At 58.2% G+C, this 14,103-nt stretch carries 9 protein-coding genes, 1 tRNA gene and 1 pseudogene; 9 read left to right on the forward strand and 2 right to left on the reverse strand.

Features of this window, described 5'->3' with window-relative positions:
- The first annotated feature begins 924 nt into the window (after positions 1–924).
- Complete coding sequence (locus IVA82_RS01265) at positions 925–1,110, forward strand: hypothetical protein (protein ID WP_247382362.1); 186 nt, start codon at positions 925–927, stop codon at positions 1,108–1,110.
- 173 nt (positions 1,111–1,283) lie between these two features.
- On the opposite strand, the gene IVA82_RS01270 is transcribed toward IVA82_RS01265, so the two are convergent.
- Positions 1,284–1,358, reverse strand: a tRNA-Thr gene (locus IVA82_RS01270).
- 300 nt (positions 1,359–1,658) lie between these two features.
- Between IVA82_RS01270 and IVA82_RS01275 the strand changes: the two genes are divergently transcribed.
- The 7 genes from IVA82_RS01275 to IVA82_RS01305 all read left to right on the forward strand — a co-directional run bounded on the left by IVA82_RS01275 (position 1,659) and on the right by IVA82_RS01305 (position 11,849).
- Positions 1,659–2,009: a hypothetical protein gene (locus IVA82_RS01275; RefSeq protein ID WP_247382363.1), complete on the forward strand. Its 351-nt coding sequence runs from the start codon at positions 1,659–1,661 to the stop codon at positions 2,007–2,009.
- Between the two features lie 976 nt (positions 2,010–2,985).
- Positions 2,986–3,957, forward strand: a complete 972-nt coding sequence (locus IVA82_RS01280) for a UDP-glucuronic acid decarboxylase family protein (RefSeq protein WP_247382364.1) — start codon at positions 2,986–2,988, stop codon at positions 3,955–3,957.
- Positions 3,954–4,937 carry a UDP-glucose 4-epimerase GalE gene (gene galE, locus IVA82_RS01285; RefSeq protein ID WP_247382365.1) on the forward strand — a complete coding sequence of 328 codons (984 nt, stop codon included), beginning with the start codon at positions 3,954–3,956 and terminating at the stop codon, positions 4,935–4,937. The genes IVA82_RS01280 and galE overlap by 4 nt, the downstream gene beginning before the upstream one ends.
- Before the next feature lie 9 nt (positions 4,938–4,946).
- Positions 4,947–6,113: a glycosyltransferase gene (locus IVA82_RS01290; protein ID WP_247382366.1), complete on the forward strand. Its 1,167-nt coding sequence runs from the start codon at positions 4,947–4,949 to the stop codon at positions 6,111–6,113.
- Positions 6,110–9,040 carry a trifunctional glycosyltransferase/class I SAM-dependent methyltransferase/polysaccharide deacetylase gene (locus IVA82_RS01295; protein ID WP_247382367.1) on the forward strand — a complete coding sequence of 977 codons (2,931 nt, stop codon included), beginning with the start codon at positions 6,110–6,112 and terminating at the stop codon, positions 9,038–9,040. Before IVA82_RS01290 ends, IVA82_RS01295 begins: the two co-directional genes overlap by 4 nt.
- Positions 9,037–10,032, forward strand: a complete 996-nt coding sequence (locus IVA82_RS01300) for a glycosyltransferase family 2 protein (RefSeq protein WP_247382368.1) — start codon at positions 9,037–9,039, stop codon at positions 10,030–10,032. Before IVA82_RS01295 ends, IVA82_RS01300 begins: the two co-directional genes overlap by 4 nt.
- A gap of 47 nt (positions 10,033–10,079) precedes the next feature.
- A complete protein-coding gene (locus IVA82_RS01305; protein ID WP_247382369.1) occupies positions 10,080–11,849 on the forward strand; it encodes an ABC transporter ATP-binding protein in 1,770 nt (589 codons plus the stop codon).
- 304 nt (positions 11,850–12,153) lie between these two features.
- Here IVA82_RS01305 and IVA82_RS01310 read toward each other — a convergent pair whose 3' ends face one another.
- Positions 12,154–12,588: a VanZ family protein gene (locus IVA82_RS01310; protein ID WP_247382370.1), complete on the reverse strand. Its 435-nt coding sequence runs from the start codon at positions 12,586–12,588 to the stop codon at positions 12,154–12,156.
- 176 nt (positions 12,589–12,764) lie between these two features.
- On the opposite strand from IVA82_RS01310, the pseudogene IVA82_RS01315 reads away from it, so the two are divergent.
- Positions 12,765–12,965 (forward strand): annotated as a pseudogene (locus tag IVA82_RS01315) (hypothetical protein); the annotation flags it as partial.
- Positions 12,966–14,103: the final 1,138 nt, after the last annotated feature.

Below are 14,103 nucleotides of genomic sequence, written 5' to 3' on the forward strand. Positions count from 1 at the left end.
CTTGGGTGACCCATCCCAGCTCTCCATGCCGAAAAACGAATCTCCCGAAAATACCAGCAATTCCAGGATCAAAGATCGCGACTTTCTGACTCAGTAAGACTAGCTAGGCAGCTGCGGGAGGCAAGCCGGGTGGCTGTTCGGACGAAGTGAACCAGGTTATTGTTTGCGCATGATCTTTTCGGAGAACCGCTGCACACTTTTCCGAATCATGCTCTAGCCCCCCCAGTTCTTGTAGGGTTTATCCACCAGGGGATCCGGTTGGTCGTTGAAGTAGACCGGTGGACGAGGCCCGGCGTAGGCACCATAGGGAACGGGGCTCATGATCACGCCAGGATCCTGACGGGCAACTGCGTGTTTGCGGTGTGGGTGGTGTGCCGTCGCGGCATTTGCCGAGGCACATAGGGCAATGAGAAAGCCTAAGCTCAAAAAGGAACGCATCGCATCATCTCCCAAGGAAGCTGGCACGCGTGTTCACGTAAGGCCGGCCGCGCAGGCTGCAATCGGCACGAACTTTCACGAGCCGTCACAACGGCGGCATCAATGGCAGCCGCCCACCGGGGCCCCGGCGATTCCCGCGATGTGGAGCAGTCGTCCGTTGGGACGAGGATGACTTTTTGTGATTGATGCACGTCATCTGAAGAAGCTTGCTCAGAAGCCGCGGCTCTTTGACACCAGCGACGTTCGGATCGGTCTATCTGCATGCAGAACGACGCGCGCTAAGTCAGGTTGATCCGCTTACAAATCACATTCTGTGATTCCGCCCGGCAGCGCTCGCCGGTTTTTTTGTGCGCACAACAGAAAGACTCTAGTGAACACGAAACTGGAATTTACTACCTATCCCAAATCAACTCTTACCGCCGCTTCCACGAAGCTACTTGCCGCAGACCCAACAAACCAGACACAGCCGACCGTCTCGATCAAGTCGTGCGCACGCCTGACGACAATGTGTCCGAGGGGCACTGGGCGCGCCTCGCTCCCTTGTCCGATCCGTTTGCACCAAAACTGCAGCTAGCAGCGATGCATTTGAACGCAAAGATCATTGGCGGGCTGAAGGTCGCGCCAGACTTCAATGCTTATTTTTCGTTGCTCGCAGCCGACGTACAGAATTGATTTTAGATTGCCCGTCGCAAATTAGCGGCGGGCTTCCGGGGAGCCTTACACAATCGAGACCCGTGGACGGCTGGCAGCGTTGATTGGAACGCCTGCCGGGCGTCCTGAGGCCTCCCCATATGGTCTTATCGATGGGGGCAAAGGCGGTAAGACCGCTGTGTCGGCTAAATCGCTGGTGCCGGCTGAGGGGATTGAACCCCCGACCTTCGGTTTACAAAACCGCTGCTCTACCGCTGAGCTAAGCCGGCATTTTTAGTCTTTACAATAGCTTAGCTGACTAGGTTAAGGTCGCATTGCTGTAGGGGTACACACTAGGGTACACAAAACCTTGTTGCCCGCGCGGGCCATTTACCATGCGTAGCCTTTTTGGGCCAGTAGGCCTGAACCCTTGAGGCCTGCTGGCAGCTTGTTTACTGAGGCCGTGCACGCCGCAACGACTATAGTTCTGCCGCCCTGGAAAAAGTCCAAACCGGCCCTCTGCTTCCTAACCGTAGCTCGGAAGTTCGAGTTTCCAAGGATCGCAATAGAACCAGTGGGTTGGTTGGCAATTGGCGAGATTCGACTTCCCGACCACACGTTGCGGTAGCTTGTGCGGAAACGCGCCGACCGATCAACTCGCTATTGCTGACGCGGATTTGCGTCGCGGCCGTGCTTCCCGCATAAACTTCCCCTTCCATCCCGAGGACAAGGCCCGGTCTTTGATCGACCGCCGGCTCATCGCATGCGGTTGGCTGATCCAGTCCAAAGCCGAAATGAACCTTGGCGCCGCGTTGGGCGTGGCGGTTCGCGAGTTCCAGACGACTTCCGGTCCTGTAGACTATGGTTTGTTCGTAGGTCGAAAGCTTTGCGGCGTGATCGAGGCCAAGGCGGAGGGGACGACGCTGTCGGGTTACTCCTAGCAGGCGGCGCGCTACATCGCGGATGTGCCGAAGCATCTCGTCCGCGAGGAAGGCCAGGTTCGATTCGAATATGTAGCCTCAGGCTCGGAGACCTTGTTTCGCGACCACGCCGCCGACCCCGATCCGGTATCGCGCCGCGTCTTTTCATTTGACCGGCCGGAGACGCTGGAACGTGAGCTAAGGGAGCCTCTCACTTTGCGGGGCCGGCTGCGGGCCATGCCGGCGTTTCGAAGCCTGGGTTCGTCGACCTGGTGTTGCGCTACGCGTGCCCGAGTTCTCTGGCGCGAAGGCCGCAAGTCGCGCAGGTTGCCAATCTCAACACCGTGACGGTCTGCCAATCGGTATATGTTTGCTCTCTCGTTCTGGGAGCGCCTGCGCTGGCTTGGTCGCGTAGTGCGCTGAACGCGCACCCCAATGCCACGTCATGTCCAAAGTTCAGCCGCACCCATCGCCGAAGCGCCGTCAGATTCCGGGCAAGCCTCCCAGGGCGGGCTCTCCAGGAATTCCCTGGGAGTTCGATCGGTGAGTCCCCCAATGCATTGCTCGAATGCGTCTGACCGACGCAGTGGGTGAGATTTACCCGCGGCAGCCTACTGTTTCCTGCAAATCCAACTGGCGTTTGGGGGCGTTTCTCAACCTCTCGTTTCCACCGGCCGTCGGGCCGACATCCGTTATGCTGGCGCGTCGCCCTCCTTGAAGTGCGGAACTCTCGCGTCGCCGCAGGCCAACATGCCTTGTTCGACACAAAACAGCCATCCTCAGAACCGAGAACGTTAAGTATTGTGGTGACGTGGAGGCCGCTTGCAATGGAGTCTGAAAGTGGCGACGGGTCGCGTATCGGAATAGCTCAAGTTAGGTTTAGCGAGCGAACGACACAGAGTTCCATGCCGAGCACAGGTTTTTGACTGGAAAGCTAAGCAGTTCGGAGTGACTGAACCTCATGGCGGATACCGCGCTTGCGTTAAGGAGTTAGGCATTGTTCGCTCGAAGGAAGCGGATCCTGGTAACGGGCGGCGCCGGCTTCTTAGGTTCGCATTTGTGCGAACAGCTAATTGGCGCGGGAAATGAGGTCCTGTGCGTTGATAATTTTTATACCGGCACGCGGGAGAACCTTGTTGGATTGCTGAGTTCTCCTCGGTTGGAAATAATTCGGCACGACATCACGTTTCCTCTCTATGTGGAAGTTGATGAGATATTCAATCTGGCATGCCCGGCCAGTCCCATTCACTACCAGTACGATCCCGTTCAGACGACCAAGACGAGCGTGCACGGCTCCATCAACATGCTTGGACTGGCGAAGAGAATCCGGGCAAAAATTCTCCAGGCATCAACCTCGGAAGTTTACGGCGATCCCGAGAGTCATCCGCAGGATGAAACGTATTGGGGTAGGGTTAATCCAATCGGACCGCGCTCGTGCTACGACGAAGGCAAGCGTTGCGCCGAAACGCTGTTTTTCGACTATCGGCGTCAACACAACCTTTCGATAAAGGTTGCTCGCATCTTCAATACCTATGGTCCGCGAATGCGGCCGTACGACGGGCGCGTCGTTTCGAATTTCATCGTGCAAGCGCTAACTAATCAGCCGATCACGATCTATGGCGACGGACAGCAGACGCGATCATTTTGCTATGTTGACGACATGATTGATGGTCTCGTCAGGCTGATGAACACGAGCGACGAAGTTGTCGGTCCGATGAATCTCGGAAATCCTGCTGAGATCACAATGGTGGAGTTGGCCGCGCTCGTGGTTGAACTCACAGGGGCCAGATCCAAAATCAATTTCAGGCCGCTTCCGGTCGATGATCCTAAGCAGCGGCAACCTAACATAAAGCTGGCACGGCACACGTTGGGATGGGCTCCATCGGTCTTGTTGCGGGACGGCCTGGTAAAGACCATTGCGTATTTCGAAACCTTGATGACTGCGCACCGTTCGGATGCGGCGGAATGAAGAAAACCGTGCTTGTCACCGGTGGCGCCGGCTATGTCGGCTCACATTGCTGTAAGGCGTTTGCAGTGGCGGGGTGGAATGTCGTGACGCTCGACAATCTTTCCCGGGGCTGGCCTGATGCCGTGCGCTGGGGACCACTGATCGAGTGTGACATTCGCAATTCGGTTGCCGTGCGCGCGGCGCTGGAAATGTACAAGCCGGACCTGGTCGCGCATTTCGCGGCGTTGGCCTATGTTGGCGAGTCCGTGGCCGATCCGGCAATCTATTATGATAACAACACGGGAGGAACACTTGCTCTCCTGGACGCTATGCGGGCAGCTGGCTGCTTGCGCTTGCTTTTCTCCAGCACTTGCGCCAGTTACGGGATCCCCATTCGCACGCCGATAGACGAAACGCATCCACAGGGACCAATCAATCCGTATGGATGGTCCAAAATGATCATCGAGCGCATGTTGGAAGGGTTTGGCTGCGCGTACGGAATGTCGTCGGTTTCGCTGCGCTACTTCAATGCGGCAGGCTGCGATCCGGACGGTGAGCTCGGTGAGCGGCATGAGCCGGAGACGCATGCCATTCCGCTCGCGATTGAAGCCGCGCGCCGGCCTGATCGGCCTTTTACGATTCTGGGTACAGATTTTCCGACGGCGGATGGCAGTGCCGTCAGGGATTATGTTCACGTCAACGATCTGGCACAGGCGCATCTACTTGCGGGTGAGATGATGGTAGGTCGAGATGGAACCTATGTCTTCAACCTCGGTACCGGGATTGGCACAAGCGTGTTCGAATTAATCCAGGCCGTGACGCGCGTCACAAGGAACGATCCGGTCGTGCGCCGTGGCCCGCGTCGTCAGGGAGACCCGCCCATGCTCGTTGCTTCTTTCGCCAAAGCGCAGCGAGAGCTCGGTTGGACGCCCCGGCAATCCCAGATCGATTTCATCATCGAGACTGCGCTCAGGTGGCGCGATCGTCATCCTCCGGCATAGGCCTGCATCATGGCGGCCAATTGCTCATCCATTGAAGGCATGGGGTTGGGAAAGGGCGTCATGCATGTATCCGTGACGTCGGTTGCCGACGTTATGCAAGCGCAGCCGGACGAGGGCATGACGGTGTTTTGGCGCGCCGACCAGCCGATTGGTCACGTGCTCGTGCATGAAGGTCAGGTGACGGACGCCAGAATAGAGCATATCGACGACGAATTTCTTTCAGCTGTCCAGTCCCGAATGAGAACACCAACGAAAGTGGAGCTCTCCGCAAGCGTTGTAATCTGCACGCGCGACCGCCCAGATGAACTGGGCAAATGCCTTTCGTCGCTGCCTCGACAGAGCCATCCTCCGAGAGAAATCATCGTGATCGATAATGCGTCGCGCGATCAGCGGACGCGGGAAGTCGCGCTGGCTGCGGGAGCCGTCTATGTTCGCGAGGAGAGGGCAGGCCTGGATATTGCGCGTAACGCCGGCGCGCTTTGCGCAACCGGCGACATTGTGGCCTACACCGACGACGATGTGGTGCTCCACCCGCGCTGGCTGGAGCAATTGATGTGCGCATTTGATTCTCCCCAAATCGGCGCGGTGACGGGGCTTGTCCTTCCGGCTGAACTCGCGACTGAGGCGCAACGACACTTCGAGACTTATTGGGGATTTGGCAAGGGCTATCGCGAACAGGATTACGACAGTTTACGTTTCGAATCGCATCGCGGCCAGGTTCTTCCGGCGTGGGACATTGGCGCCGGCGCGAGTATGGCGTTCCGGCGCGAGGTATTTCAGGCTATCGGATTTTTCGATGAGCGACTGGATGTCGGCCAGGCCGGTTGCTCGGGAGATTCGGAATACTGGTATCGATTACTCGCGCGCGGCTACACGTGTCGCTACACTCCTGCCTCGGTCGCATTCCATTTCCATCGAAGGACGATGGATGGTCTGGCCAGCCAGATCTATCACTACATGCGTGGCCACGCGGCCGCGCTTCTGGTGCAGTATGAGCGAACGGGGATCGCGGCAAACCGGTCGTTGGCCTATTTCTACAAGCCACGCTGGTATTTGCATCGGCTCCTTCGTAAATTGATGGAGAGAGGCAGCATTCGCGATCGCTTTTTTAAGGAGGAGATAACGGGATATTTCGCGGGATTGCTCTTCTATCATCGTCGAAGGCTTCGAAGATGATAGCCTATCCGCTTACGTCCGTTGTGATCCCTGCTCGGGATGCTGAAGAGACCCTCGCTGAAACACTTGACAGCCTGCTCGCACAGAGCGTCCCTAACTGGGAGGCGCTCGTCGTGGACGATGATTCAGTCGATGCCACTTTCGAAATTATTGCTGAATATGCGGCGCGGGATCCTCGCTTTGTGGCCCTTCGGTCCAACGCTCGCGGAGCGTCTGGTGCGCGCAACAAGGGAATCTCCAACGCGACCGGCGAACGAATACTCTTCCTGGACAGTGATGACTGGATCGATCGATCCTTCCTCGCACGGATGAATGCTGCGCTGGATCTCGACTCCTCGGCAGTGGCCGCCTATTGCAATGGTTGCCGGGTCATGCCGGACGGTGGTGAGACTCCGGTTCGGAGCGACCCGTCCATACAGGACAACGCATTTGAGCGTTTCGCCCGCACATGTGCCACGTTCATCCATGGCGTGCTCGTCCTAAAGAGCGCGGTCGCAAAGGTCGGTGGCTTTCAGACCAGTCTCCGCACGTGCGAAGACTGGGACCTGTGGCAACGGATCGCTCGCTGCGGCGGCAGGTGGATCCATGTCGATGAGAAATTGAGCTATTATCGAACAAGCGACCGTTCTCTGACACGAGACGTCAAACGGATGCTGTCCGACGCGCAGGTGGTCATTGCGCGCGGATTTTCGATCGATGATCGCGTCAGCGAGCCGGCACCCGCACATCGGGGTGGAGCATCAACTGCATACGGCAGCGCCGCGGCAGCGTACGCGTATTTCGCGCTCTGGTGTGCCGGATTTGAATGCGGCCGCAGGAACGCTAGCGATCCATCGCTGGAAACGCTCAGGGACATTCCAAAGACCCAGACGTCGGCGGACGAGATCACCACCGTCCTGCTCGAAGCCGTCATGGTCGGGGCAAGAACGGTGCCTGCCAAGTTGGCGGAACGGTGGCCGCAGTACGGGGAGGGCGTAACCGGCCTCATCTTGGCAATCGGTCGTGCGTGGAACGATCCCGCGGCGGGGCGAAAGTGCCAATACAGGTTTGAGCGGAAAGTGCTCGAGTATGACGACCTTTCGGCGCCCAGGGTCTTCACATTGACGCTCGGCACGCGCGTTGACCTTCGCCATATCCGCCCTATCCGCCCAATCGGGACTGTTGATCGATTCTACGTCTATCTCTGCGATGGCCCGCGCATCCTGACGCTGGTCGATATTGGTGTCCTCGGCATTGTCGGCGGCCGCTTCTGGATCTCGCTGGCTGCAAATGGCCTCGTTCATTTGCAGGTCAAAGACCAGATCGGAAGCCTGGTGCGGGCGAAAATCGCACTCCACAAGCGGACCGAACGGGTTCGATCTTTCATACGAGACGGCCGAGATACTCACCGGGGGCGGCTACGCGAGTTGGCCTCGCGGGCTTCACGTGAGGCGCAGTCGCGTGCCATCCCCCGTATCTCCGCTTCCAGCAGTCGGACGCGATGTGCCAGAGGATCGCGAGACACCGCACGCAAGCAATTTTGGGAGGATCTCTTCGAGCAAGAGGATCCCTGGAACTACGGTTCGCCGTATGAACAGGAAAAGTACACCCGGCAGCTCGAGCTTCTTCCAGACCAGCCAGTGGATCACGCGCTCGAGCTCGCGTGTGCGGAAGGACACTTCACGCGCCAATTGGCCCGCAGGGTCAGACGCCTCCGTGCCGCCGATATTTCGACCAAGGCGCTCGATCGCGCTCGTGTCCGATGCAATGGGCATCAGAATATTGAATTCTGTCAACTGGATTTGTCCGCCGATCCGCTCCCACTGGACATCGATCTGATCGTCTGCTCCGAGGTCCTTTACTACCTTGATGACGAGGCCGAACTAGAATCGGTCGCGAAGCGATTGGTGCAGGCGCTGCGTCCTGGCGGTTACCTTGTGGCGACCCATACCTTTGTGCTGAAGGACAACATGTCGCGAACGGGGCTCGACTGGGAGAGTCCGTATGGGGCGGAGACGATCACGCGAATTATCCAGGGCGTACCCGGACTTGCCCTGGAGACATCGATCGAGACGGAGCTGTACCGTATCGATCGGTTCAGGCGGTTACTCCCGGGCGAAGCGCTCGCTGACACACAGGTGAAATGCGCGGCGATCGACGCGCCGATCGAGGTAGAGGTTGCGCGGTCCATCGTGTGGGGTGGGGCCGTGGCGCGCAGGTTTGACGTCGCGCAATCCGAAAGACGCACGCACGCTCCGGTCCTGATGTACCACCGAATTGCGGCGGAAGGACCAGGCGAACTGGCGCGATACCGCTTGTCTCCGGATGCGTTCGGGCACCAGATGCTGTGGCTACGCCGAAATGGCTACCACACGATCAATTCGGATCAGCTCGCCTGGTTCGTGGCAAACAATCATCCGTTCGTCGGCAGGCCGGTGCTGATCACCTTCGACGATGGCTACGAAGATTTCGCCGAGCATGGGTGGCCGATCCTGCAGGCAAACGATTTCTCGGCAGAGGTATTCGTTGCGACCGACTTCGTAGGAAAGCGAGCGGAGTGGGATGCGCCGTTTGGACAGCCCGCTTCGCTGCTTGCGCCGACCAGGATCGCCACGCTTGCCGCCGAAGGCGTATCCTTTGGCAGTCATTTGGCGAGTCACCCGCGGAGCGAGCAACTTGCGACCCGGGGTCTCGCCGAGGAACTGACGCGATCTCGCGCCCAGTTGGAACAGTGGCTTGGGCGATCGATAACGTCGCTTGCCGCGCCTTTTGGCTCTATCGATCAGCGGCTTGAAATTCTCGCCGCCGAATGTGGTTACAAAACTCTGTTCAACACGGTCGGGCGGGCCGCAACACTGAAGGACAATCTGTTGGATCTGCCGCGAATCGAGGTCAGAGGAGATTTTACGCTGGACACATTCGCGCGCTGCCTGGAGCAGTATCAATGAGTATAGGTGCGCTTCTGGTCAGTGTGGTTATTCCCGCCTTCAACGCCAGTGCAACGATCGACGAGACGCTTCGCAGCGTCAGATCCCAGTCGCATCGGGAGCTGGAAATCATAGTCGTGGACGACGGCTCCACCGACAATACCATTACGGTCGTCCGGCGGAATTTGGCTGAGGATCCTCGAATATCCATCATAGAACAGCATAATGCAGGGGTGGCGGCCGCCCGGAATGCGGGCTGGCAGGTGGCGCGCGCGGACTTCGTCGCGTTCATTGATGCCGATGATCTCTGGACGCACGACAAGATTGAGCAACAACTTCGGGCTTTGCTCGATGGAGGCAAAAGGACAGGTCTGGTCTATAGCTGGTATGATTGGATCGACGCCGATAGTTGCGTAAGTGCCAGGTCCGATCCCGTGTTCCATGCGGGCCAGGTACTAGACTATCTCTGTCAGGGAAATTTCATTGGTAACGGCAGCTCGGCACTGGTTCGCCGGGAAGCCCTCATAGTTGCAAGAGGTTTCGAGAGCGGACTCCGGGCATCGGGCGCTGAAGGCTGCGAAGATCTGCTGTTCTATTGCCGTGTCGCGGAGGCGTATCATTTCGCGGTCGTGCCGGAGTACCAGATCGGCTATCGCTACCTTCCGAACAACATGTCAAGCAACATGCCCCGGATGTTCCGGTCGTGGATGCTGGTCGCCGATGAGATAATGACGCGGCATCCCGGGCGCGGGCCGCTGCTTGAGCAAGGCTTCAGAAGCTATGCGCGTTGGCTGCTCCGGAGGGCTCTGACGAGCGGTCAGTTGTGGTACTTCGCTTCAATCGTTGGACTCCTGTGCAGACGGAATCCCTTGCTGGCGCTCAGGGTCTGTGTGCACGATGTGCCGCGGGATGTCGTCTCCGAAATCCGGTGGAAATGGCGTCATCAGCATCGCAGGTCGGTTCGACACCCGCTTTCGTCGTTTGCTATCGGCGATCCAAATCAATCGCCATGACAGAGAACGCAGACAATGCAAGACCGAGAGCCGCTCGCCGCGCAGCGTTGGTCGAACTGTTCAAGCTGCTCAAGCTTGCGCCGTTGCCCCGTTGGGTGACGCCAGCGCTGATTGTCCTCGGGTTGGCTGCATCGTTGGCGGAGACGGTCGGGATTACCCTCGTGCTCCTGTTCTTCTATTTCGCTATGGGGCAGGTGGAGCTTGCGACGTCGACCAACGGCCTCCTGGGCGAAGCGCTCCGGTATGCGGTGAACTGGTTTCACAGCTCGACAGAAACTGCTGTCGTTCTGCTCTTTCTCATTGTTGCTCGTGGTGCTCTTTCCTTCATCAATACACTAATCAGTGCGCGTGTTGGAGAGAAGATCAATGAAGTCGCGCGCAACCGCGTTCATCTGCAGTATCTGTCGACTTCGTATTCGTTCTTCCAACGCCATGACGAAGCATACCTCATGGAGGTGTTGGGAACCGAGACCTGGGTGATCTCCGGGGCATACGCCAGCCTTACCCGCATTATCGTGAGCTCATGTTCGATTTTTCTCTTCGCGTCCTTTCTGTTGGCGCTCTCGATCAAGGTAACCGTCCTCGCCATCGCGGCCTCAATGCTTGTATCGGCCGGATTGCGTCATCTTTCGTTGCCCATCCAGCAGTTGGGCACCGGCGTAAAGCTGGTTCATCAAAGACTGGGTGAGCATATGCTGATGACACTCCAGGGTATGCGCACGATCCGCGCATATGGCCAGGAGGAGATTCACCAGAAGCGCTTCGAGCAGGCTTCGACGCAGGCCCGACAGGTCGCGCTGCGGCTTGCGCGCCTATCCGCCCTGGTCTCGCCTCTGACGGAGGTGGGGTATCTTGTCGTGCTGTTTGTCGTAATCGCGTTCGCTGACTTATGGGGAATCGGCTTCGCGACGAGCCTGACCGCGGTCGCGTTGCTCTATCGATTGCAGCCGCATATGCGAGATCTGGAAGGGAACTTGCTGTATATGGCGCAGATCGAGCCGCAGCTTCGGTCCATCAGACACATGCTGTCGACAGATGACAAGGAGTACCCGAAGGCCGGGTATCTTACTGCGAATACGCTGAGTGACAGTATTTCATTCCGCAACGTGACTTTCCGCTATGATGCCAGATCTGATCCCGCTCTTTCAGATGTTTCCTTTGACATTCCTGCGGGCAAAACCACTGCGCTCATTGGTGCCAGCGGGGCAGGCAAGACCACGATAGTAAATCTGCTGCTTCGGCTCTATTCGGCTACCGAAGGTATTGTGCGGGTTGACGGTCGACCTCTCGAAGATGTCCGCCGAACCGATTGGCTTGGAATGCTTGCAATCGCCGGCCAGGATGTCGACCTCATCGAAGGTACGGTGATCGAGAACATTCGGATGGCGAAGGCTGACGCCTCCGAGGATGAGATTCTGCAAGCGCTGCGGGTGGCAGGCATTTCAGAAGTGGTCGAGGCGTTGCCCGACAAATACGACACCTGGATAGGGCAGCATGGCCTGCGCTTCTCTGGCGGTCAGCGTCAGCGGCTTGCTCTTGCACGTGCAATTGTCCGCAATCCGAAGATCCTCATCCTTGACGAGGCGATGAGTGCGCTCGATCGAACCCTGGAGGAAAACGTTCGACGTGCGATCCAGCTGCGGTTGAAGGGCCGAACCTTGTTGCTTATTACCCATCGCCTTGAGTCCGTGCTCGATGCAGACCACATAGTCTGCATTGAAAATGGCCGGGTTTGTGCGGAAGGCTCTCCGTCGGAGCTGGTGGCGGATTCTTGCTTATTTGAAAATAACCGTTCTCAGGCGCCGGGCATGTCATGACTGCCAACGAATTTGCTTTTTCGACAGCGCGATAACCAGGCGCGGCCGCGTGTGGCGGTGATCCGTGTCGGACCAATTGGGAAATCTAATTATGGCTGGCGCCGGGCATACAGGCCTGAAGCGCAAGTATAAGGCTGCACGAGCAATGTTGCAGTTGCTGCTGACAGCTTCCTATCGCAGTCGAACAACCGCGGTTCGGTTCCAGCGGCAGCACGGCATCGATCAAATCGCCAATGGTCCAGACCGGCGCGACCGCTGGCGTGGTCCGCAGCGCCTCATGAACGCGGCAAATCCGCAAGAACCGTTAGACATCAGACGCAGCCGTCCAGCGCTCGATCAGGCGTAAAGCGATGCTGGCGAGCAAAATCCCGAGCAACCCGCCAACGACCTTTTCGGACGCATCCAGCAATCTAGCATGGCGATCTGGCGTCATCTTTTGCAAGAATTCCAGCACCACTGCGCTACCAAGCACCACGCTGCACACCAGCGTCATCCTGTCCCGGTACGCGGCACAAAATGCGAAACCTAGGAACGCAAAGGCCGCGACGTGTTCGATGTTGGCCGAACTGCTCAGTTGAGGCCTGTCGTGGATTGGAGACAGACTTGCGTAGGTGATAAAGGCAAGAGAAGCCCACGCCACGGCAACCGAAATTCGATACAGCATGGTAGCGACTGACCCCGACTTGTTGCCGCAATATACCTCAGCGCCAACCGGATCCAGCAGCTCGGCATTCGCCAAGGGTGGTGGCTGCGGTTCTTCACCCTGATCCAGAACTTCTGCCGCTGCGCGGCAGGCGGCACAACAAATGGCAGGAAAACCAGAACGTAACTTTTCGTGATTGAACCAATTAACGTGGTTTAATTTATTTAATTTCGGTTTAAGTTAAACAGTCGCAGTCAGTCCAGGGGATACTAATGCCCACAAGAGAAGAAGACGAAGACCGCCGGGCGTTCTTGAAGACGTGTGGCAGGTTTGCTGCCGTAACCCCGCCAGCGATGAGTCTACTCCTGTCGACGTCGTTGACGTCAACAGCCATCGCACGTTCCGGCGCCCAAGACGGAGCAGGATACAGCGGCGGCGGCAGCAGTCATTCAGTCTTCGACAATGATCCAGACAGCGCGACCAAGGAGCACTCGACCAAGGAGCATTCATCATCCGGCGGCAGTGGTGGGGACTCTGGCGGGGGTGCCGGCGAGAACGCGGGTGACGCAAAGGGGTCCAAGATCGCGCATTCCGGAGAGGAAGGTTCCCGATCTGGAGGTGGCGGCGGTAACAAGGCCTCCTCGGGCATTGGCGGCCAGGATGGAGATGACAAGAAAAGAATGAGCGCGATTGAAAAGGACAAGTCGAGCGCCGCTTAGCTGTCTGGTGCGGGGAACATGCGCCATCTCAAGGTGCCAATCCTGGTTTTGGCATATGCGGTGATATCGCCCGCGTCTGCGCAAACCTGTTGCCCCACCGGCTGCGCGCCAGACGCCAATCGGTGCGTGAGCAGCGGTCCGCTGTGGACCAGATGCATTCCTATCGCCTGCGCCGAAGATCCTCGAGGGCCGTCACATGGGTCCGCGGTGCGCAAGCACAGAGCCCCCGTGCTCGCCCGCCGGCCAGCGCGTACCTACGTGGCCCCAGCTCAGATTCCCCCAGAGTGCCCATTGGTGAAGCCGACCAAGGCACAGGTCGGCGACGCGACCGCTCAATGCGTAAACGTGTTGACCGGAAATGCGCAGTTGCGGGACTGCTTTTTTGAGGACGACGCCGGGAGGGCCGAAGACAAAAGAACCGGCCTGAACTGCCCCGATCGCCAAGCTGCGCTGGCGAGGCAGTGTCTAAAGCGCTGCGTCAATTATGCATCCGATACGACACATTTGGTGTGCGCCGGAAGCTATCCGAACACGGTCTGGCGTGCGTCTTTTGGAGATATTTCGGGCTACGCTCTCGGTTCCGAGCATGTCGACCTCTGCGGCCCTCGGCCAAGAACGCTGCGGCAAGCTCCAACGCCCTGAGGATTGAGCCCTTCGCTGCGATCAGGGGCAGACAAGAGGCCGCCAACTGGAGCCAAGCCTGCTGAGCGCCGAGCTACACTCCGGCGCAAAAATCGCGGTTCTGATGGGCGCGGTCAACCATGCAGACAATAAGAAGCCCCGGCGGGGGGCGGCGGGGCGATGTGAGGCCAAGATTGCGCTGGAAGTGGACTACCTTTGGAGTGACTGCTGTTCCATCACGCGACCGATGCTGATGAGGTTGTCGGCCGGG

The sequence above is a fragment of the Bradyrhizobium sp. 142 genome, assembly GCF_023074015.1.
In the GTDB taxonomy this organism is placed as follows: Bacteria; Pseudomonadota; Alphaproteobacteria; order Rhizobiales; family Xanthobacteraceae; genus Bradyrhizobium.